Raw genomic sequence first — 22,253 nt, 5'->3', positions numbered from 1 at the left:
CCTGGCTGTCATCTCTATTCATTAGCATTGCTTCTTTTCTGGGATCGTCATAAAGGAAGCAATCAAAAATGAAAACCGAACTCTCCGCATTAAGCACTGACCGTCTGCGTGATCCTCTGCGTCGTAAATTCATTGCCGGTTCCGGCGCTCTGGGTCTGACTGGCTTTCTGAGCGGTGGCCTCACGCTCTCAGGAAGCGCACTGGCGCAGGAGAAGCCAGCGGGCAGCCCATTGCTGGGCTTTCAGGCGATTGCCGCATCCACCGCCGATGAGGTTGTGGTGGCTCCCGGCTATCGCGCAGACGTGTTGATCTCCTGGGGAGATCCGCTGGTGAATGGCGCAGTCGCATTTGATCCCCAGGGCAATAACAGCGCGGAAGATCAGGAAAAGCAGTTCGGTGACAACAACGATGGGATGAGCTTCTTCGCAATTGATGACCATCGTGGCGTCATGGCGATCAACAATGAATATGTGAATGAGCCGACGCTGTTCGCCCACGGCGGCAACAAAGCGACCAGCCTGGAAGATGTGAAAAAGTCGCAGGCGGCGCACGGCATCTCCATCGTTGAAGTCAAACGGGGTGAGAACAACCGCTGGCAGGTGGTGCGTCCTTCTGACTACAACCGCCGTATCACCGCCAATACGCCTATGCGTTTTTCCGGTCCGGCAGCGGGCGATAAAGCGCTGCAGACCGCCGCCGATCCACAGGGTATGAATGTACTGGGCACTTTTGGTAACTGCGCCAACGGTAAAACGCCGTGGGGCACTTATCTCACCTGTGAAGAGAACTACGACACCTACTTTGGCACCCATCAGGCGGACTTTACGCCAACGTCTCAGCAGAAGCGCTATACCCTGAATGCCGCCGAACCTGAGCGCAACTGGGCCGACTTTGATCCCCGTTTCGATATCGCCAGAAACCCCAATGAATTTAACCGCCACGGCTGGATTGTCGAAATCGATCCCTTTGATCCACGCTCAGTGCCGATCAAACGTACCGCGCTGGGCCGATTTAAGCATGAGAATGCCGCCGTTACGGTGGCTAAAACCGGGCAGCTGGTGGTTTACATGGGCGATGATGAGCGCGGCGAATATATCTATAAATATGTCTCAGATGACAAGGTCATCCCGGATGATGCCAAAGCCAATCACGGACTGCTTGATAAAGGCACGCTCTATGTGGCGCAGTTCAATGGCGATGCGCAGGGCACACCGCTGAAAGGCACCGGGCGCTGGCTGGCACTGAAGTGGGGCGAAAATGGACTCACCGCTGAAAAGGGGTTTAACAGTCAGGCTGATATCCTGATTAATGCGCGAGCTGCGGCTGATGTGGTTAACGCCACGCGGATGGACCGGCCGGAATGGATTGCCGTTAACCCGCATGATGGCCGTGCTTACTGCACGCTGACCAATAACAACAAGCGCGGTAATGAAGGCATGCCGGTCAATGCGGCGAATCCGCGACCTAAAAATATTTACGGCCAGATTATCCGCTGGGATGAGAAGGGCGATGCCACCGCGCAGGCATTTGAGTGGGATATCTATGCGTTGTGCGGCAATCCGATCGCGCATCCTGAGGGAATCTATCGCGGCACGCCTAACATCACCGCTGAAAACACCTTTAACAGTCCCGATGGTCTGGGCTTTGATGCGCATGGGCGGTTATGGATCCTGACCGACGGTAAATACAGTAACAAAGAGGATTATCAGGGGCAGGGGAACAATCAGATGCTGGTGGGGGATCCTGACAGCGGCGAGATCCGCCGGTTTATGGTCGGCCCCAAATCGTGCGAGCTGACCGGCATCACCTTCACGCCCGATTACAAAACGCTGTTCGTGAATGTGCAGCATCCCGGCGAGGAGGGTGACTCGCACTTTCCCAATAACAGTCCGCGTCCCCGGTCATCGGTGGTTATGATCACCCGCGAGGATGGCGGCATTATCGGCGCATAAGACAGGATGCTGGCCTTAATGGCCAGCATCGCCGTTATAGCGCAGGTGGTGCCAGGCTTTCGCTGGAGGCCAGCGCTTTTTCGCGATTGGAAGGCTGCACCACATAGCGCTGCGTTTCCCAGTGCAGCAGGGTCAGCGTTCCGCCCCAGCAGCAACCGGTATCAAGACCGATAATGCCTTCTGGCGTCCCTTTGCCTTCCAGCGAGGCCCAGTGACCAAACACGATGGTGTAGTCACGTGCGACCGGCCCCTCAATGTTAAACCAGGGTTTCAGCGGCGGAAGGGCAGATTCAGGGGCATCTTTGCAGATCATGTCCAGCTGACCATTAGGGAAGCAGTAACGCATACGGGTCAGGGCGTTGGTGCTGAAGCGCAGACGTGCCAGGCCGGTCAGATCTTCGCTCCAGTTGTTCGGCATGTCGCCATACATGGCATCCAGAAACAGCGGATAGCTGTCGCTGGCGAGAACCGCTTCAACTTCCCGCGCGCACTTTTTCGCGGTCTCGATATCCCATTGCGGCGTGATACCGGCGTGTCCCATCACCAGCTTTTTCTCTTCATCAACCTGTAACAGCGGCTGACGACGCAGCCAGTTGATCAGCTCATCCGCATCATCTGCTTCCAGCAAGGGTGTCAGGCGATCTTTGGGCTTATTACGGCTGATCCCAGCATAGACCGCCAGCAGATGTAAATCGTGATTGCCCAGCACCAGACGCACTGCGTCGCCCAGCGATTTTACGTAGCGCAGAACCTCAAGTGAGCCCGGACCCCGCGCCACCAGGTCGCCGGTCAGCCACAGGGTATCCTGCTCAGGATTGAAATCAACCTGTTGCAACAAGGCACGTAATTCGTCGTAACAACCGTGAACGTCGCCGATCAGGTATGTGCTCATAACGTTTTATCCATCAGGAAGGTGCCCGACTTAACGGGCAGAAAGCGTGTGAATCAATGAATGTGGGTCTGAATGGCGAGGCGGAACACCGGGATCTCGACGTGGAAGGTGTCACCCTGTTCGTCGACCATTACATAGTGGCCCTGCATGGTGCCCATCGGTGTTTCGATCACGGCACCGCTGGTGTACTGAAATTCATTGCCCGGTGTAATAAGCGGCTGTTCACCGACGACACCTTCACCCTGAACTTCCGTTTCACGGCCGTTACCGTTGGTAATCAGCCAGTAACGTCCCAGCAGTTGCACGGAGGAACGGCCCAGATTGCGAATCGTAATGGTATAGGCGAAGACGTAGCGATCATCATCCGGTGAGGATTGTGAGGCAACGTACTGGCTTTGCACATGGACGGAGACGCGGGCCGTTTCACTCATGACTTACTCCTGCGATTTTCCCTGATGATTCGCCAGCCAGTTCGCCAGCTGACAATATTGCGCGACGGAGACGTTCTCGGCACGCAGGGTTGGATCTATGGATAACTCTTCCAGCGCACCGGCAGCCACCATGTGGCTCAGACTGTTGCGCAGCGTTTTGCGACGCTGACCGAACGCTTCTGTAGTAATACGGCTCAGGATACGCACATCGCTGACCGGGTACGGCGGCTCAGGATAGGGCACCAGACGCACCACGGCAGAGTCCACTTTCGGTGGCGGTGTAAAGGAGTGCGGAGGCACTTCCAGCACCGGAATGATCTGGCAATAATACTGCGCCATTACCGTCAGACGACCGTAGGTTTTGTTACCCGGGCCGGCGACCAGACGATTGACCACTTCTTTCTGCAGCATGAAGTGCATATCTTTGATCGAACCAGTATAGCTGAAAAGGTGGAACATCAGCGGGGTCGAAATATTGTACGGCAGGTTACCAAATACCCGCAGCGGCTGGCCTCTCTCCTGCGCCAGCGCGGCGAAGTCGAAAGTCATGGCATCCTGCTGGAAGATAGTCAGCTTCGGACCAAGGAACGGATGCGTTTCCAGACGCGCAGCGAGATCGCGGTCCAGTTCTATCACCGTTAATTTATCGAGGCGATCGCCAACCGGCTCGGTTAAGGCACCCAGGCCTGGACCGATCTCGACCAGCGCTTCATCGCGCTGTGGATGGATGGCGGAGACAATGCTGTCGATAATGTACTGATCGTTCAGGAAGTTCTGCCCGAAACGTTTACGGGCGTAGTGCCCCTGATGGACGCGATTATTCATTACTGCTCTTGATCATAGTGATGGCGAGGTTAAGCGCCGTGATGAAGCTGCCCGGTTCAGCCTGACCCAGACCGGCGAGTTCAAGCGCGGTGCCGTGGTCAACTGAAGTCCGGATAAAGGGCAGGCCCAGGGTGATATTAACCGCCCGGCCAAACCCCTGAAATTTGAGTACTGGCAGGCCCTGGTCGTGATACATCGCCAGCACCGCATCGGCATGTTGCAGATATTTAGGCTGGAAAAGGGTATCCGCAGGCAGCGGGCCGGTCAGTTTAATGCCCTGCTGACGCAGCTCATTGAGTGCGGGCGTGATGGTCTCGATCTCTTCGCGACCCATGTGGCCGCTTTCGCCCGCATGAGGGTTAAGACCACAGACATAAATTTGCGGCTCGGCAATGGCAAACTTCTGCTGCAGATCACGATGCAGAATTGTAATCACTTCATGCAGACAGTCGCGCGTTACCGCAGCGGAAACATCTTTCAGCGGCAAATGGGTAGTGGCCAGCGCGACGCGTAACGCTTCTGTCGCCAGCATCATCACTACCCGATGGCCGCCTGCGCGATCGGCGAAGAATTCGGTATGGCCGGTAAAGGCGATGCCGGCATCGTTGATGACGCCTTTGTGCACCGGGCCGGTTATCAGGGCAGCGAATTCACCGTCGAGACAACCGTCACACGCGCGCGCCAGCGTGGCCAGCACATAGTCGCTGTTAGCGACGCAAAGCTCGCCAGGCGTGACCGGCGCTGCCGTGTCAATCGGCAGGATAGTCAGCGTACCCGCCTGCTGTGGCTCTGCTGCCACGCCAGGCAGGTAGGGTCGCAGGGTCAGCGGCAGACCAAGTTGCGCCGCACGCTGGTGCAACAGGGCTGGCGAGGCGCAGACCACCAGTTCAACCGGCCACGACTGCTGGGCCAGCTGAACGGTAAGGTCGGGACCAATCCCGGCAGGTTCGCCGGGCGTGATCACTACACGGGCACTACTGCGCATTGCCATCCAGAATCTTCACGTAGGCACTGGCGCGTTGTTCCTGCATCCAGGTCTGTGCTTCTTCCGCGAACTTACGATTAAACAGCATACGGTAAGCACGCTCTTTCTGAGCAGCATCGGTTTTATCGACCTGACGGGTATCCAGCAACTGAATCAGATGCCAGCCGAAAGAGGAGTGAACCGGCTGGCTGGTCTGGCCTTTTTTCAGGCGCAGCAGCGCGTCACGGAAGGCCGGATCAAAGACTTCCGGAGAGGTCCAGCCAAGATCGCCGCCCTGATTCGCTGAACCCGGGTCATCAGAGTATTGCTTAGCCGCCGCCGCAAAAGTGGTTTTACCACTGCGGATATCGTTAGCAATCTGCTCCAGCTGTGCGCGTGCCTGCTCGTCTGTCAGGATTGGCGATGGCTTCAGCAGAATGTGACGCGAATGAACTTCGGTGACCGAGACATTTTTGCTCTCGCCACGGAGGTCGTTTACTTTCAGGATGTGGAAGCCCACACCAGAGCGGATTGGACCGACGATATCGCCTTTTTTGGCGCTCGACAGTGCCTGAGCAAACAGGGTCGGTAACTCTTCGATTTTACCCCAGCCCATGTTGCCGCCTTTCAGCGCCTGGGAGTCGGCAGAGTAGGTCACGGCCATCTTGCCGAAGTCAGCGCCATTTTTTAGTTCGCCAACCAGCTGTTTCGCCAGCGTTTCCTGTTCATCAACCTGTTGTTGCGTCGGGTTTTCCGACAGCGGCAGCAGGATATGACTGACGTTCAGCTCGGTGCCCTGACTATTCTGAGAACCGATCTGGGTGGCAAGCGTATCAACTTCCTGCGGCAGAATAGTCACGCGACGACGCACTTCATTGTTGCGCACTTCAGCGATGGCCATCTCTTTGCGGATCTGAGAACGATAAACGCTGTAGTTCATGCCGTCATAAGCCAGACGGCTACGCAGCTGGTCAAGGCTCATCTTGTTCTGCGCAGCGATGTTCTGAATAGCCTGGTCCAGCTGCTCGTCGCTGATCTGAACTCCCGCTTTATCACCCATTTGCAGAATGATGTTGTCCATGATCTGACGTTCCAGAATCTGATGGCGTAACGTTTTATCATCCGGCAACTGCTGACCTGCCTGCTGGGCCTGAGATTTAACGGTGCTCATCATGCCGTCCACGTCACTCTCAAGAACCACGCCGTTATTGACCACGGCTGCAACTTTATCAACGACTTGTGGTGCTGCGAACGCGGTGTTGGCACTGATTGCCACACCAAGAATCAGCATTCTCCAGTTCTTCATACTTTATCCATTGTTGGTTCCGCACTGCGGGATTGCCTGTCAAACATCACAACATCAGAAAGCAGGCTGGTAAGGGATAATGCCCTGACGCAGCATATCGTTGGTGCCTAAGCCATAGTTCGGACTCAGACCACGTAGCTCAATGTTGAATGAGATTTGGTTGTCGTACTTACTGTCGTCGTTTTCCCAACCGTTAATTTTGCGCTCGTAACCGACCCGGACAGCGTAACAGCAAGAACTGTATTGCAGGCCAACCAGCTGCGAAGCCGGACGCTTGTTGCGGGTATCGTAGTAGTAAGCGCCTACCACAGACCATGCATCAGCAATCGGCCAGCTGGCCGTAGTACCGACCTGTGAAATCCCATTTTTGTATATAGGATTTGTGACCAGGCTACTGTCGTTCAGCGCGGTCGCCACATATTCCGGGCTACTGTAACGGTAGCTCAGCTGCACCATACGATCGGCATCACGACGGTATTCCAGTACGGTATTGCCCTGGGAGACGTTGTCGAGTTTGGTGTCATATTGCAGCCCACCCCGGACGCCCCAGCGATCGCTGATTTTCCAGTATGTATCGCCAGCCCAGATCAGGCTGCCGGTGTCATCTTCTTTACTGGTTTGATTCACACCAGTACGAGAAGGGGTAAACGAGTAGATTTGACCTACAGAAACGTTAAAACGTTCAACCAGATCGTTATCATAAATACGCGAAGTGACACCGGTGGCCACTTCATTGGCGGATGCGATGCGATCCAGACCGCTATAAGTGCGATCGCGGAACAGACCGGTGTAATCGGTTTGCAGCAATGTAGAGTCGTACGGGTAGATATTGCTCTGGTTGCGGTACGGGATATAAAGGTACTGCACGCGCGGTTCCAGCGTCTGGGTGTAACCCGCAGCGGAGTCCATATCGCGGTCAAACACCAGCCGGCCATCCACTTTAAACTGTGGCAGGGTACGGTTGACAGACTCATCCAGATCGCCACTTTTACCATTTTTGTTCGCAAAGTTATTGTTGTAATAATCAACGTTAGTTTGCTGATAATGCGTTGCCAGGAACTTCGCTTCAGTATCCAGACTGGCCCAGCCGTTTGACAGCGGCAGGTTCAGCGTTGGCTCCACATGTAAACGGGTTGCTTCAGGATAGCGGCTGCTGACGTTGGTGAATTTCACCGCCTGCGCATAGATCCGTCCATCAAATGGACCGATATCGTTCTGATAGAGATTGACGTCCAGCTGCGGCATGGCACGGTAGACGTTATTGCTGGTGGTATCGCCGAACACCTGGAAATCTTTGGAGGAGAGCGTGGCATCCCAGTTGGTGTCCGCATAGCCAATGCTGAATTTCTGCGTGGCGTAGTTGTCGGTCGAGCTGTAATACTTCGAGTCGAGATCGTTGAAGTAGTATTTATCACTGACCTTGGTGTAGTCCGCGCTGAAACGCCAGTTCTGGTCATAAACGCCAGCGTGACGCCAGTAGAATAGCCAGCGATCGGAGTCAGCACTTTCGGCGATGCCGCGCATTGATTTGTCATTATCGTACTGTTTATCTGAGCCGAGGTAGTCGAATTCGACCAGTCCGGCCCCCAGCGTCGTCAGATAACGGAATTCGTTCTGGAACTGCATGCCGCGCTTGCTCATGTAGTGCGGCGTGATGGTCGCATCGGCCTGCGGCGCGATGTTCCAGTAATAAGGCAGCATGAACTCAAAGCCATTGTTGCTGCCATATTTTGCATTCGGAATCAGGAAACCGGACCGACGACGATCGCCAATCGGTAATTGCAGATAGGGACTGTAGAACACGGGAACCGAACCGATTTTAAAGCGGGCGTTCCAGATTTCTGCCACTTCCTCTTCGCGATCCTGAATCACTTCTGAACCGACCACGCTCCAGCTATTGGAGCCGGGCAGGCAGGAGGTAAAGGTGCCGTTTTCCAGAATGGTGTAGCGGTTATCCCCACGCAGCTTCATCTGATCGGCGTCACCGCGTCCCTGACGATCCACCATCTGGTACTGACCGTTCCAGACGTTGGTATCTTTGCTGTTAAGGTTTGACCAGGCTTTCGGACCTTTCAGGATGACCTGATTGTCATCGTAGTGCACATTACCCAGGGCATCGACGGTACGAACTGGCGCGGTCTGGCCCTCTTGCTGACGCTGATGAAGCTGAACTTCATCGGCCTGCATACGGCTGTTACCCTGCTCAATATTCACATTGCCGGTGAAGACCGCATCATTGGGATAGTTCCCTTTGGCGGCGTCGGAGTGAATAGTAACAGGCATCTGGTTGGTATCGCCGTTCACCAGCGGGCGGTTATAACTCGGCACGCCTAACATACACTGCGACATCAAATCGTCGGCAAAGGCTTGCTGGCTAATGGCTGCGCCGATCAGTGTGGCCAGCAGGGTAGGTATATGTTTTTTCATACGCGGTATCGAGAATTCCATGAAAACTGGCATCATGCCGACAATCGGGTCAGAGACTAACTTACTGCCCGGCGTTGCGCCAGTGTTAATCCTGGTCTGTCAGCGTTGCCGTTAGGCGCTGAGATAAATGACAGGTATGATAATGCAATTTTCAGCCGCAAGCATGGCGAATTGAGGAGTTTATGCGCTACTGGGGAAAAGTTGTGGGTCTGACGGTGGGATTACTTTCCGGCGCAGGCTTTTGGGGTATTGTGATCGGTTTGATCATTGGCCATATGATTGACAAAGTACGCGGCGCACAAGGCAAGGCTTACTTCTCAAATAATCAGACCCGACAGACACTGTTTTTCAGCACGACCTTTCAGGTTATGGGCCATCTGACCAAGTCAAAAGGGCGCGTCACGGAAGCGGATATTCAGATTGCTTCGCTGTTAATGGAGCGGATGCAGCTGCACGGTGACTCACGCACGGCTGCCCAGCGCGCGTTCCGCGAGGGCAAGCAGGCGGATTACCCGTTGCGCAGCAAGCTGCGTGAACTGCGCAGCGCCTGTTTTGGCCGCTTCGATCTGATTCGGATGTTCCTGGAGATACAGATTCAGGCCGCCTTTGCCGACGGTTCACTGCATCCCAATGAGCGTCAGGTACTTTATGTGATTGCCGAAGAACTGGGTATCTCGCGCGGTCAGTTCGATCAGTTCCTGCGCATGATGGAAGGCGGTCAGCAGTTTGGCGGGGGGCAGCGTAGTTCAGGCGGTTTCCAGCAGGCGCAACGCGGCCCAACGCTGGAAGATGCCTGTAGCGTGCTGGGTGTGAAGAGCAGCGATGACGCCACCACGATTAAACGTGCCTACCGTAAACTCATGAGCGAGCATCATCCGGATAAGCTGGTGGCGAAAGGGTTACCGCCAGAGATGATGGAGATGGCGAAGCAGAAAGCGCAGGAAATCCAGGCGGCTTACGATCTGATTCGCAAAGAGAAAGGCTTCAAGTAATCATCCAGCCCTGTGGCCTCTTCTGCAACAGAGGAGGCCACGGCGACAGTGCTGGAGTAAACCTTAAAAATCGGCGGGCTGGCGAAACGTCATGGCATTACCAAATGCCGGATGGGTAATGGTCAGTGACTCCGCATGCAGTAGCAAACGGGGTGCCATCGCTTTGGCCTCCGGATGCGCATAGAAGTTGTCCCCCAGAATCGGATGGCCCAGCGCCAGCATATGCACGCGCAGCTGGTGCGAGCGGCCTGTGATCGGTTTCAGCGAAACGCGCGCACTGTTATCCGTACGGTATTCCAGCACCTGATATTCCGTCTGTGCGGCTTTGCCGGTCTCGAAGCAGACCCTCTGCTTCGGACGGTTTGGCCAGTCACAAATCAGCGGCAGATCAACCAGTCCCTCTTCCTTCTCCGGATGACCCCAGATGCAGGCCACGTAGGTCTTAGAAGGCTCGCGCTCACGGAACTGTCGTTTCAGCTCGCGTTCCGCCGCCTTGGTCAGTGCCACCACCATCACGCCGCTGGTCGCCATATCCAGTCGGTGGACAGATTCGGCCTGCGGGAAATCACGCTGAACCCGCGTCATCACGCTATCTTTGTGCTCCTCCAGCCGACCGGGTACCGAGAGCAGACCGCTGGGTTTGTTCACCACCATGATATGCGCATCCTGATAAAGAATGTGCAGCCAGGGTTCACGCGGTGGATTGTAAGGTTCCATGGGGCTTTCCAAAAATAAGGGGCCATGCGGCCCCTGAGCTTACTGGTGTGTCACCACAATCAGGCGCAGCGCATCGAGACGCCAGTTGGCCTCATCAAGACTTTCCAGCACCTGTTCACGATTGCTTTCCAGCGCTTCAATTTCATCTTCACGAATGTTCGGGTTAACGGCCTTCAGCGCGTTGAGACGCGAGAGTTCTGCGCCCAGCTTCTCATTCGCTTCGGCACGCGCCGCATCAATCACCGCACGCGCTTCGCTGACGACGCTCTGTTCACCCTGGGTCAGAATCGCATGCACATCCTGCTGTACCGCATTCACCAGTTTACTGGCGGTATGGCGGTTAACCGCATTCAGCTGACGGTTAAAGCTTTCGAACTCCACTTTGCCCGCCAGGTTGGTGCCTTTGGTATCCATCAGCAGACGAATTGGTGTCGGCGGCAGGAAGCGGGTCAGTTGCAGATGCTTCGGTGCCTGCGCCTCAACCACATAGATCAGCTCGACCAGCAGCGTTCCCACTGGCAGCGCCTTGTTTTTCAGCAGTGACAGCGCGCTGCTGCCGGTATCGCCCGACAGAATCAGATCCAGGCCGTTGCGAATCAGCGGATGTTCCCAGGTAATGAACTGGGTATCTTCGCGTGACAGCGCCTGATCGCGGTTAAAAGTGATGGTGCAGCCATCTTCCGGCAGGCCAGGGAAATCAGGCACCAGCATGTGATCGGAAGGGGTCAGCACAATCAGGTTATCGCTGCGATCTTCCTGATTGATACCCACGATATCAAACAGGTTGAGCGCGAAGTTGACCAGGCCGGTGTCGTTATCCTGCTCACTGATAGCATTAGCCAGCAGCTGAGCCGATTCACCACCGTTAGAGTTCAGCTCCAGCAGGCGATCACGACCTTGTTCCAGCTGCAGTTTCAGCGCGTCATGCTGTTTGCGGCAGTCGGTGATAAACGCATCAAAGCCTTCATTGTTTTCGGGTGCGGCCAGATAGCCGATCAGCTGTGAATGGACGCTGTCATAGATTGTCCGGCCGGTCGGGCAGGTGTGTTCAAACGCGTCCAGCCCTTCGTGATACCAGCGCAGCAGTACCGCCTGTGCGGTCTGCTCCAGCCACGGCACCAGAATCTGAATATCGTGCGCCTGACCGATACGATCCAGACGACCAATACGCTGCTCCAGCAGGTCCGGGTTAAACGGCAGATCGAACATCACCAGACGGCTGGCAAACTGGAAGTTACGGCCTTCTGAACCAATCTCAGAGCACAACAGCACCTGCGCGCCGTTCTCTTCTGAGGCAAACCAGGCGGCAGCACGGTCACGTTCAATGATCGACAGACCTTCGTGGAACACCGCAGCGCGGATGCCTTCGCGCTCGCGCAGTACCTGCTCCAGCTGCAGCGCGGTGGCTGCTTTGGCGCAGATCACCAGCACTTTCTCTTTACGGTTAGTGGTGAGATAGCCCATCAGCCATTCCACGCGCGGATCGAAGTTCCACCAGGTGCCGCTTTCGCCTTCAAATTCCTGATAAATCTGCTCCGGATAGAGCAGGTCCCGCGCCCGCTCTTCTGCGCTTTTGCGTGCGCCCATAATGCCGGAGACTTTAATTGCCGTCTGATACTGCGCAGGCAGCGGCAGGCGGATTTGATGCAGTTCGCGTTTCGGGAAGCCTTTAACCCCATTACGGGTGTTTCGGAACAGCACGCGGCTGGTGCCGTGGCGATCCATCAGCATGGAGATGAGTTCCTGACGCGCTTCCAGCTTGCCTTCGCGGTCGCTGTTGGCGACCTGCAGCAGCGGCTCGATGTCCTGCTCGCCGACCAGGTCGTTGATTCTGTTCATCTCCTCCTGGGAGATTGACTTATCTGCCAGCAGCGCGGTAACGGCATCGGCAATCGGACGAAAATGCTGCTGCTCTTCAACAAAGGCTGCGAAGTCATGGAAGCGATTAGGATCGAGCAGGCGCAGACGGGCGAAATGACTCTCCATGCCCAGCTGCTCAGGCGTCGCAGTCAGCAGCAGAACGCCGGCGGTTTTCTCAGCCAGCTGTTCGATAACCTGATATTCACGGCTTGGCTCACCTTCTGACCAGGCCAGATGGTGCGCTTCATCGACAACCAGCAGATCCCATTCGGCATCGGCCAGCATCTCAAGACGCTGCTTGTTACGGCGCACGAAGTCGAGCGAGCAGATAATCAGCTGCTCCGTTTCAAACGGGTTATCACTGTCGTGCTGCGCTTCGGTATAACGGTCGTCGTCGAACAGCGCAAAGCGCAGGTTGAAGCGACGCAGCATTTCCACCAGCCACTGATGCTGTAAGGTTTCAGGCACCACGATCAAAACGCGGTCAGCACGGCCAGCCAGCAGCTGCTGCTGGATGATCATCCCGGCTTCAATGGTTTTACCCAGGCCCACTTCATCTGCCAGCAGCACGCGCGGCGCATGGCGACGGCCCACATCATGGGCGATGTGCAGCTGGTGAGGAATCAGGTTGGTGCGCATGCCGCGTAAGCCGCTGATCGGCAGGCGGTACTGCTCACTCTGGTATTTACGGGCGCGGAAGCGCAGGGCAAAACGATCCATCCGGTCGAGCTGGCCGGCAAACAGACGATCCTGCGGCTTACTGAACACCAGCTTGCTGTCGAGCATCACTTCGCGCAGCATCACTTCGCTTGCTTCGGTATCCAGACGCGTACCGATATAGGTCATCAGGTCATTTTCGTTGCGTACTTCATCGACGCGCATCTGCCAGCCTTCGTGGCTGGTGATGGTATCACCCGGATTAAAGATGACGCGGGTAACCGGCGAATCGTTGCGGGCGTAGAGGCGGTTTTCCCCCGTGGCCGGAAACAGCAGGGTGATCATGCGGGTATCGATCGCCACCACGGTGCCCAGTCCCAGTTCACTTTCCGTATCACTAATCCAGCGCTGACCTAATGTAAAAACCATATATTTTTTGCTCGAATTTTAACGTTTTTAGAGGTGTTCCCAAAGCTCAGGCAATAGCGTTACCGCCAGACAACAAGGTCTGGAGCGGCTGTAAGAGCGGTGAGTTTCAGGAAGGGCGCTATGGTACTGGATGGCAGGGCGTTCGTCACCTGTCAAAAAAGCCCCAGCTGTCCGGTAATCAGTGTAGCAAAGTCCCCTTCGACAAAGGGCAAAATCCCCTCTGCGACCGGCTGAAGTTGCTTCGTCACGTAGTGGTCATAGTCCAGCGGTGTGCTGCGCGCCTCCAGTGGCTCAGGGCCTGCCGTAGCAATGACGTAACGAATCCGGCCACCATTCTGGTACTGTAAAGGCCGGTTTAATTTGCGATTCTGCTCATCGGCCAGCCGGGCGGCGCGCACGTGTGGGGGCACATTTCGTTCATATTCCTTCAGCGGACGTCGCAGACGCTTTTTGTAGATCAGCTGATCGTCAAGTTCACCTGCCAGCAGCTGCGCCACGGTAGTGCGGATGTAGTCCTGCCACGGCTCGCGGTGGAAGATACGGTGATAGAGCTGCTGCTGAAACGCTTTTGCCAGCGGCGTCCAGTCCGTCCGCACCGACTCCAGCCCCTTAAAGATCATGCGCTCACCGGCGGCGTCACGAATCAGTCCGGCGTAGCGTTTTTTACTGCCCTGTTCCGCGCCACGAATGGTCGGCATCAGAAAACGACAGAAGTGGTTTTCATATTCCAGCTCCAGTGCACTGGTCAGCCCATGAGTCTGCTGCAGGTGGTCACGCCACCAGGCATTCACTTTCCGCACCAGTTGCTGACCAATCGCGGCGGCCTGCTCTTCGCTGTGGGCGGATTTCAGCCAGACAAAGGTGGAGTCTGTGTCGCCATAGATGACGTCATAGCCTTCCGCCTCAATCAGCGTGCGGGTCTGCTGCATGATGGCGTGACCGCGCAGGGTAATCGAGGAGGCGAGACGCGGATCAAAGAAGCGGCAGGCGCTGGTACCCAGCACGCCGTAAAAGGCGTTCATGATGATCTTCAGTGCCTGTGACAGCGGCTGGTTTTTCTGCTTTTTCGCCGCTTCACGACCCAGCCAGATCTGCTCTACGATCGCAGGCAGGCAGTGGGTATGCCGGGAGAAACGCGCTTCGCGAAAACCTTCGACCGAATCGGCATCATCAGGATGGGCCAGTCCTTCGACCAGCCCTACCGGGTCGATCAGGAAGGTGCGGATAATCGACGGATAAAGACTTTTATAATCCAGTACCAGCACCGAGTCATACAGGCCGGGGCGCGAATCCATTACATAGCCGCCCGGACTGGCTTCAGGGGCGACATCACCCATGTTCGGGGCAACAAACCCGGCACGATGCATCCGCGGAATATAGAGGTGACCAAAGGCCGCTACCGAACCGCCGTGACGATCGACGGCCAGGCCATTGACCGCTGCGCGTTCCAGCAGGAAAGGCATTATCGCCGTTTTGTGAAAAATGCGCGTCACCAGCTCGCAATCTTTCAGGTTATAACGTGCCAGCGCGGGCTTATCGTTGGCAAATCGCCAGTTAATCTCCTCCATGCGCTGCCAGGGATTATCGATCGCTTTGCCTTCACCCAGCAGCTGTTGCGACACCGCTTCCAGGCTGAACGACGGGAAATCCCAGAATGCCGATTTCAGTGCGTCAATGCCGTCGATGATCAACCGGCCGCTGGCCTGAGCGAAAAAAACGCCGGGCTTGAAGCCATGTTCACGCCACTCCAGTGCGGCCTGCTGACGGCCAAGACGTAGCGGAATACCGTAGCGGTCGGCATGCTTTTGCAGCACGCGCAGATCAAACTGCACCACGTTCCAGCCAATCAACACGTCCGGGTCATGATCGGCAAACCACTGGTTCAGCGCCTCAAGCAACTGTGGGCGGCTGTCGAGATAGATCAGCTCAAAATCCAGCGTGCTGGCATCGCCGTTGGCGGGGCCGAGCATGTAGACCTGGCGCTGACCGCAGCCCTCCAGCCCGATGCAGTAAAGCTCGCCATGCTGCGTGGTTTCAATGTCCAGCGAGACCCACTTCAGTGGCGGGCGATAGTCGGGATGGGGCTTGAGGCGCGCATTGACCACACTGTCGCCGTGCTGCTCGCCGTCAAACCAGACGGGCGCGGTAATAAAACGCTCCATCAGGTAGCGCTCCGGCGGGCGGATATCCGCCTCATAAACCGGAATACCCTGTTCGCGGAGCCGTTTTTCGATGCGCTGTAGCTGACGGTTCTGTGAGCAGTAGAGGCCAAACACCGGACGACGGCGGAAATCTTTGAGCGCCAGGGACTGAATCCGAAACTGACGTTCATCTTTGAGGAGTTCGCTGACCTGCGACTGAAATTCCTCGGGAATAAACGCGACGGACTCCTGTACCGGCAGCACCACGCGCTGTGCACCGGCATCAGTGGCGAGCCAGAGGATAATTTCGGTGCCATGCGGGCTGTCGCGCCAGTGGCGGGTGAGCAGAAAACCTGCGCGGGGCATATTCAGATGTTCTCCGGACTCAGCAATTCAGGGGTGAGAAAACGGCTTAAGTATATCATGGATATTTATACAGTTCCCGCCGCTGCGTTTTGTCAACATTGTCCTACAATTCTTGCCTTGACGCTGTGTGGCTGGCTCTGGACAATCCAGCCTTCTGCTTTTACTTAGGATGATTATGGAAGCCTGGATTCAACAACTGATTACGCAGTCCCTGGAGTGGGCGCTGTTTGCCGTTGCACTGGTGACGTTTCTGGAGTCGCTGGCGCTGGTCGGGCTGTTGCTGCCAGGTACAGTGATGATGGCCAGCCTGGGCGCACTGATCGGCAGTGGCGAACTGGGCCTTTATCCTGCCTGGGCGGCAGGATTTGCGGGCTGTCTGATTGGTGACTGGGTTTCCTACGGCATCGGCTGGAAATTTCAGGGGCCGCTGCACCGCTGGAAATATCTGCAAAAGTATAAAGGTCTGCTGGATAAAACCGAGCACGCCCTGCATCAGCACAGCATGTTTACGATTCTGGTCGGACGCTTTGTGGGGCCTACGCGTCCGCTGATCCCGCTGGCGGCCGGTATGCTGGAGCTGCCGGTGCGTAAGTTCCTGCCGCCGAACCTTATCGGCTGCATTCTCTGGCCGCCGCTCTATCTGCTGCCTGGTATCCTGGCGGGTGTGGCGATCGATGTGCCGAAAGCCGCGCAGGGCGGCAGCTTTAAATGGCTGTTACTCGGCGCAGCATTGCTGATCTGGCTGGGTGGCTGGTTATGCTGGCGCTGGTGGCGCAGCGGCAAGAGTCGCGACTGGGCCACCGCCTGGCTGCCACCTGAGCGCCTGCGCTGGGCAGGACCGCTGGGGCTGGTGATCGCCGTCGCGGCGTTCGCTGGTATTCAGTTCCATCCGATGATGCCCATTTTCCGTCATCTGCTGTGGCAGGTTTTCTTCGCCTGACACTTAACGACGCGGGATGCCGAGCACTTCGGCCTCCCGCGTGTCGCCCGACAGCAGTTGTCGGGTCTCGCCATCCCAGTAAACCCGTCCATCCACAATCACTACGCTACGCGGTGCAATCTGCTGTGCATCTTCCAGACTGTGCGACACCATCAGCAGTGTAATGCTGCGCGCTTCGCACACCGAACGCACCAGTTGCAGCATCTCGCCACGCAGGGCGGGATCCAGCGCAGAAAAAGGCTCATCCAGCAACAGCACCGGACGGTCACGCAGCAGGCAACGTGCCAGCGCCACGCGCTGTCGCTGCCCACCCGACAGCGCGCCCGGCAGGCGGGCCAGCAGATCGCCTAATCCCACCTGATCGGCCAGTTCGGCCAGTTGCTGGCGCTGTGCAGTACTGAGTTTTAATCCCGGATGCAGTCCCAGCGCCATGTTCTGCTGCACGCTGAGGTGCGGAAACAGGTTGTTCTCCTGAAACAGCATGGAGACCGGTCGTCTGGCCGGGACGCTGTGGGTGTGATCCTGGCCGTCAATCATCAGCGTGCCCTGTTTTACCGGCAGGAAACCGGCGATCAGACTCAGCAGAGTGCTTTTACCCGCCCCGCTCGGGCCAAGAATCGCGATGCGCTCACCGCGCGTGGCAGTGAGGCTGAAGCGCATCGGCAGATGCTGATAAAGGTAAGTGAGGTTATCAAGAGTCAGCATGGCGGCCTGGTAATTTTTCCATTAGCGTGAACAGCAATAAGCAGAGCAACAGCAATAGCAGGGCGGTGACCGCGCCATCTGCGCCGCGATAGGCGCCAATCTGCTGATAAAGGTAGAACGGCAGTGTACGGAAGTCGGCACTGCCAAACAGTGCCACCACGCCGAAATCACCAATCGACAGCACGCAGGCAAAGGCCAGCGCCTGGGCCAGTGGACGTCTCAGCGCCCGCAACTCAATCAGCCGCAGCCGGTTCCAGCCGTGAATGTCCAGTGAATCGCAGAGTCTGCCGTAGCGCTCTGCGACATCCCGCATCGGGTTTTCCAGCACTTTCAGCGCATAGGGAATGGCGATCAGCGCATTGGTAAAGATCACCAGTCCTTCAGCCGAATCAGGCAGGCCAACAGTGGCGTTAAACAGCAGGAAAAAGCCGGTGGCGAGCACAATGCCTGGCATCGCCAGAATCAGCATGCCGCTTGTGTCGATCAACTGTGCCGCCGCCGGACGCTGGCGCAGACGAAGTTCCCGACTGCTCCACAGCAGCATCATGGTCAGCACCACACAGATCAGACCGGCACCGATGGCGATGCGCAGTGAAGTAAAGGTGGCCTGCCACAGTGCAGGCTGCGCCAGCGCGCCGCGCAGTCCGCCATGCAGACCATCGACGATGACCGCCGCCAGCGGGGGCAGCAGCAGAATCAGCGCCAGCCCGATCAGCAGCGCATCGACCCGCTGTGCCCCGCGTGAATCCTGCGGATCACGCCAGCCGTTAAGCTGGCTGGTTCCGGCGGGAATCGCCTTGCTGAAGCGCTGGCTGAGCAGCACCAGCGTCAGACAGCAGCTGAGCTGGATCAGCGCCAGCAGCGCTGCGCGTCCGGGATCGTAGTCATAACTCAGCGCCTGGAATATCGCCAGCTCAATGGTGGTGGCCTGCGGACCGCCGCCCAGCGACAGCACAGTGGCAAAGCTGGCGAAACAGAGCATAAAGATCAGCGCACCGGTCGGCAGCAGCTGACGCCGCAGCCATGGCCACTCCAGCAGACGAAAATGATGCCAGCCACGCAGGCCGAGCTGTGCCGCCAGCTGGCGTTGTTCTGCGGGGATGCTTTCCAGAGCCTGCAGCATCAGGCGGGTTGCCAGCGGCAGGTTAAAGAAGACGTGCGCCAGCAGGATGCCTGGCAGACCATACGGGGAGAAGTGATAACCCATCCCTGCCAGCTGGCACAATTGCGCCAGCCAGCCATTACGACCATAGACGGTCAGCAGGCCGAACACCGCGACCAGCACCGGCAGCACCAGCGTCATGGCGCACAGGCGCAGCAGCAGCAGACGACCAGGGAAACGGCGTCGATAGAGCGCCCGCGCCAGCGGCACCGCAGGCAGCAGTGACAGCACGGCGGAGAGCAGGGCCTGACCGAAAGAGAACGCGATAACGTGATGCAGGTAGTCATCCTGCAGCACGCCGCGTAAGTCCGTATCCGGCGCGGCGCTCCAGAGTGCACCGAACGCCATGAATGCCACGATGGTCAACAATATCGTGACGAGGGAACCGGGAATCAGCCAGCGCGGCATCAGCGGCTGACGGCGCGTTGCCACTGGCTAATCCAGTTCGAACGCTGGCTGGCCACTTCTTCCGGCGAGAACTGCAGAGCAGTAGAAGGCACGCTGAGCGCCGTGAAACCCGCTGGCAGCGGCGTGTGGATTACCGGGTACATCCAGTTGCCGGTGGGGATGGTGCGCTGGAAGTCAGGTGAGACCATAAACTTCATGAACTGCTGTGCCAGCGCCGGCTGTTTGCTGCTGGCTAACTGCGCCGCAACTTCGACCTGCAGATAGTGACCCTCAGCAAAGGGTGCAGCGGCGTAGTTCTCTTTCTTCTCTTCGATGATGTGGTAAGCCGGAGAGGTAGTGTAGCTCAGCACCAGATCGCCTTCGCCCTTGAGGAACAGACCATAGGCTTCACTCCAGCCTTTGGTGACCGTCACAGTTTTCTGCGCCAGCTTTTGCCACGCCTGCGGAGCCTGATCGCCATAGACTTTCTGCATCCAGAGCAGCAGACCTAAGCCGGGCGTGCTGGTGCGGGGATCTTCGTAGATCACCCGCCACTTCTCCGGACTGTCGACCAGCTCTTTCAGGCTTTTTGGCGGATTTTTCAGCCGGGTTTTGTCATAGACAAAGGCGAAGTAGCCATAATCGAACGGCACGAAGGTGGTGTTGTGCCAGCCATCGGGCAGCTTTAGTTTCGATGTGTCGACCTGACTTTCGGCAAACAGACCTGTTTTCTGCGCGGCCTGCACCAGATTGTTATCCAGCCCCAGCACCACATCGGCTTTACTGTTTTTGCCTTCCATCCGCACGCGGTTCAGCAGCGACACGCCATCTTCCAGCGTGACGAATTTCAGCTCGCAGTTGCACTGTGCTTCAAAAGCTTTTTTAACCGCCGGGCCAGGGCCCCAGTCGGCGGAGAAGGAGTCGTAGGTGTAGACCGTGAGAACCGGCTTAGCCGCCAGAACGGGGGCGGAGAGTAACAGCAGCACCGGCAGAACTTTGTTTAACACTTTGCGCTCCTTCAGGAGAATAGGGGATGAGTCGCAAAGGATCTGAGCACAGAGGCCTCTCAAATCCCTACGTCGGTATTAACCGAATCAGGTTCGACGGGTCTCTCTCAGCGGCTTGCTTGTAGCAGGCCGCACCCCGTTGAGAACGTCACATTCTAGTCATTTCAGCGCCGGCGCGAAAGCATCACAGCACCGGTGGTGCGAACCAGGCCGATTTAAAATCGAACCAGCCCAGCGTATTCATCCGCACGCCGCGCATGCTGCGCTGTCCTTCAAGCAGTAGCCAGTGGTGAAACAGCGGATGCAAACCGGCTTCTTCGACCAGCTGTTTGCTCCATTCGGCCAGCGGCAGCGTTTTCTCGCGCCAGCGGGCCGCATCGCCGTGCCAGTCGATCGCCAGACAATGATGCAGCAGCGGGATCTCATAAAGCTGCGCGAACAGTGAATAATTCAGCGGCAGGGTAAAGTTCACGCTTCCCAGCCAGATATCACTCTCCGCTTCGCCCTGATACCAGCTTTCGTAGCTGATCTCACGGGTCTCCAGCGTGACGCCATGCTCTGCCAGCAGGGGACGCAGCGCATTCGAGATGCCTTCATGCTCCACGTGCTGGCTGTACCAGGTCAGCGTCAGATGGGTTAAGCCAGGCGGTTTTTCCACTGGCGTCAGGTCACGGCGATGATGCCAGCGCGGCAGCAGACCATACGCCGGGAACCAGTAGCGCTGATAGCCCACACCCGCGTGATTGAGCAGGGCGATGGGGTTAAACAGGTAGCTGACCCAGCGCCGGACTGCCTCGCTGCGGCCCTGCTCTGAACGCTGGTCGAACAGCAGATAATAGCAGCCCTCTTCGAGACGGCTCTCTTCCTGAACTTCATCGGCGCTGTCGCCCTGCAGACGAACCCCGGCATAGACCAGCTCATCACTGATGTCGGGCAGTACCCAGATAGAGACATCATCAATCAGGGCGCGAAAACCAAAATAGTCATCAAACGCTTCGATCTTGAGCTGGCTCTCCTGATTGCGGATCACCCGGTAAGGACCGGTGCCAACTGGCTGGCGGGCAAAGTCGTGCAGCGTGGGCCATTCGCGCGGCAGGATCATTGCACTGACGCTGCCCAGTAACCAGGGCAAACTCTCGTCGGGCTGACTTAAACGGATATCCAGCGTCCAGGGGGCAGGCGAGTCGATCTGCGCAATATGGGAAAAGAGCGGATGCGGGCGCTGACGCTCCAGCGTGGCGAGCACATCCTCCATCTCCAGTTCTCTGCCATGATGGAACCGAATCGCCGGACGCAGGAAGAAGCGCCAGTGAAGCGGGGAGGTCTGCTGCCAGTGGTGCGCAATATCGGGTTCGATTTCCCCGTTTTCCTCATTTATCCGCGTCAGACCGTTGAAAATCTGTCGGGCAATGTGGGTTTCCGAGCGCCGCAGCGGCGAGCCGGGCAAAAGGTTAAGCAGCGGACGATAGTAGAGCACCCGCAGGATATGCTTGCCCTGCCGGAAACTGCGCCCCAGGTGCGCGCTGATCATCTGCCGCACCTGGTTTTTATCGCCTACCAGCCGGACCAGCTGCTCGATGCGATCCTGTTCCAGCAAATCCTCGGCACGCTGCTGCTGCAGGGCCAGGCCGGTGTAGCAGAAGATAAGCTGCGATCGCTTGCCGCGTCCGGCTTCAGCCTGCCAGGTCAGCCAGCCTGCGGCCTGCATCCGATTGAGCAGATTGCGCATATGGCGGCGCGAGCAGTGCAGCAGATCAGCCAGTTCGCTGAGCGTGATCGCCTGCGTCTGGCCCTGACAGCTTTGCCACAGGCGGATGAACTGCTGCTTCAGACGTGATGAGGACATAAAAGGGGAACTCCCTGTGAAAAGCGCTCTGTTTTTCCTGCCCTATTTTAAGAGCAAACTTTACGCGGTGGGAAGAGCGGGAGGCATTCACAGTGAATGGCGTTCAACCCTCACTGCGCTGTTCAGCGGAGTGCTTTTCTGAGTAGGGTGCGTTTACACCGCCAGCAGATGATCTCTGCTGGCTTTTTTCATGTTGCACGGTATCGTCTACCCTTCTTTTTTCCCCTCTGTTTGTTCTGTAAGGGAT

General features: G+C 57.1%; 16 protein-coding genes and 1 riboswitch. Of the genes, 3 read left to right on the top strand and 13 right to left on the bottom strand.

Annotated features, from left to right (window positions below; translation table 11 throughout):
- Positions 1–68 precede the first annotated feature (68 nt).
- A complete protein-coding gene (locus tag ACR8BF_RS15990; RefSeq protein ID WP_292985409.1) occupies positions 69–1,952 on the top strand; it encodes a PhoX family protein in 1,884 nt (627 codons plus the stop codon).
- A gap of 34 nt (positions 1,953–1,986) precedes the next feature.
- On the opposite strand, the gene apaH is transcribed toward ACR8BF_RS15990, so the two are convergent.
- From apaH to lptD, 6 genes are read right to left on the bottom strand one after another with little or no spacing between them, the layout of a single operon-like run.
- Positions 1,987–2,844 carry a bis(5'-nucleosyl)-tetraphosphatase (symmetrical) ApaH gene (apaH, locus tag ACR8BF_RS15985; protein WP_292985411.1) on the bottom strand — a complete coding sequence of 286 codons (858 nt, stop codon included), beginning with the start codon at positions 2,842–2,844 and terminating at the stop codon, positions 1,987–1,989.
- A 53-nt stretch (positions 2,845–2,897) separates the two neighbouring features.
- Positions 2,898–3,275, bottom strand: coding sequence for a Co2+/Mg2+ efflux protein ApaG (apaG, locus tag ACR8BF_RS15980; RefSeq protein WP_179897619.1), 378 nt, complete (start codon positions 3,273–3,275; stop codon positions 2,898–2,900).
- Positions 3,276–3,278: 3 nt separating this feature from the next.
- Complete coding sequence (rsmA, locus tag ACR8BF_RS15975; protein ID WP_179897621.1) at positions 3,279–4,100, bottom strand: 16S rRNA (adenine(1518)-N(6)/adenine(1519)-N(6))-dimethyltransferase RsmA; 822 nt, start codon at positions 4,098–4,100, stop codon at positions 3,279–3,281.
- The gene (gene pdxA, locus ACR8BF_RS15970) at positions 4,093–5,085 is read right to left on the bottom strand and encodes a 4-hydroxythreonine-4-phosphate dehydrogenase PdxA (RefSeq protein WP_313697565.1); all 993 of its coding nucleotides are present in this window, start codon (positions 5,083–5,085) and stop codon (positions 4,093–4,095) included. The genes rsmA and pdxA overlap by 8 nt, the downstream gene beginning before the upstream one ends.
- Positions 5,075–6,370, bottom strand: a complete 1,296-nt coding sequence (surA, locus tag ACR8BF_RS15965) for a peptidylprolyl isomerase SurA (protein WP_179897624.1) — start codon at positions 6,368–6,370, stop codon at positions 5,075–5,077. Before surA ends, pdxA begins: the two co-directional genes overlap by 11 nt.
- Before the next feature lie 54 nt (positions 6,371–6,424).
- Positions 6,425–8,797, bottom strand: a complete 2,373-nt coding sequence (lptD, locus tag ACR8BF_RS15960; RefSeq protein ID WP_292985419.1) for an LPS assembly protein LptD — start codon at positions 8,795–8,797, stop codon at positions 6,425–6,427.
- A gap of 182 nt (positions 8,798–8,979) precedes the next feature.
- Here lptD and djlA point away from each other — a divergent pair, with 182 nt between their 5' ends.
- On the top strand, positions 8,980–9,789 hold the full coding sequence (djlA, locus tag ACR8BF_RS15955; RefSeq protein ID WP_090964219.1) for a co-chaperone DjlA: 810 nt from the start codon (positions 8,980–8,982) through the stop codon (positions 9,787–9,789).
- A gap of 63 nt (positions 9,790–9,852) precedes the next feature.
- Here djlA and rluA read toward each other — a convergent pair whose 3' ends face one another.
- The 3 genes from rluA to polB all read right to left on the bottom strand — a co-directional run bounded on the left by rluA (position 9,853) and on the right by polB (position 15,965).
- A complete protein-coding gene (rluA, locus tag ACR8BF_RS15950; protein WP_179897628.1) occupies positions 9,853–10,506 on the bottom strand; it encodes a bifunctional tRNA pseudouridine(32) synthase/23S rRNA pseudouridine(746) synthase RluA in 654 nt (217 codons plus the stop codon).
- Between the two features lie 39 nt (positions 10,507–10,545).
- Positions 10,546–13,452 (bottom strand): RNA polymerase-associated protein RapA, encoded by a 2,907-nt coding sequence (gene rapA, locus ACR8BF_RS15945; RefSeq protein WP_434745265.1) that lies wholly within the window; start codon positions 13,450–13,452, stop codon positions 10,546–10,548.
- A 152-nt stretch (positions 13,453–13,604) separates the two neighbouring features.
- Positions 13,605–15,965, bottom strand: a complete 2,361-nt coding sequence (polB, locus tag ACR8BF_RS15940; protein ID WP_434745949.1) for a DNA polymerase II — start codon at positions 15,963–15,965, stop codon at positions 13,605–13,607.
- A gap of 169 nt (positions 15,966–16,134) precedes the next feature.
- On the opposite strand from polB, the gene ACR8BF_RS15935 reads away from it, so the two are divergent.
- Complete coding sequence (locus tag ACR8BF_RS15935) at positions 16,135–16,899, top strand: DedA family protein (protein ID WP_179897631.1); 765 nt, start codon at positions 16,135–16,137, stop codon at positions 16,897–16,899.
- 3 nt (positions 16,900–16,902) lie between these two features.
- On the opposite strand, the gene thiQ is transcribed toward ACR8BF_RS15935, so the two are convergent.
- The 4 genes from thiQ to sgrR form a co-directional block, all read right to left on the bottom strand.
- Entirely contained in the window at positions 16,903–17,604 is a 702-nt protein-coding gene (gene thiQ, locus ACR8BF_RS15930; protein WP_314985551.1) for a thiamine ABC transporter ATP-binding protein ThiQ, read from the bottom strand.
- On the bottom strand, positions 17,591–19,198 hold the full coding sequence (gene thiP / locus ACR8BF_RS15925) for a thiamine/thiamine pyrophosphate ABC transporter permease ThiP (RefSeq protein WP_434745264.1): 1,608 nt from the start codon (positions 19,196–19,198) through the stop codon (positions 17,591–17,593). Before thiP ends, thiQ begins: the two co-directional genes overlap by 14 nt.
- Positions 19,174–20,160: a thiamine ABC transporter substrate binding subunit gene (gene thiB, locus ACR8BF_RS15920; protein ID WP_434745263.1), complete on the bottom strand. Its 987-nt coding sequence runs from the start codon at positions 20,158–20,160 to the stop codon at positions 19,174–19,176. Before thiB ends, thiP begins: the two co-directional genes overlap by 25 nt.
- A 46-nt stretch (positions 20,161–20,206) precedes the next feature.
- Positions 20,207–20,309: riboswitch (TPP riboswitch) on the bottom strand.
- Between the two features lie 35 nt (positions 20,310–20,344).
- Positions 20,345–22,006, bottom strand: a complete 1,662-nt coding sequence (sgrR, locus tag ACR8BF_RS15915; protein ID WP_434745262.1) for an HTH-type transcriptional regulator SgrR — start codon at positions 22,004–22,006, stop codon at positions 20,345–20,347.
- Positions 22,007–22,253 lie beyond the last annotated feature (247 nt).

The sequence above is a fragment of the Candidatus Pantoea rara genome (assembly GCF_051136265.1).
GTDB lineage: Bacteria > Pseudomonadota > Gammaproteobacteria > Enterobacterales > Enterobacteriaceae > Pantoea > Pantoea rara.
Note: the sequence above shows the minus strand (reverse complement) of the source record. Positions and strands in the feature narration are given on the sequence as shown.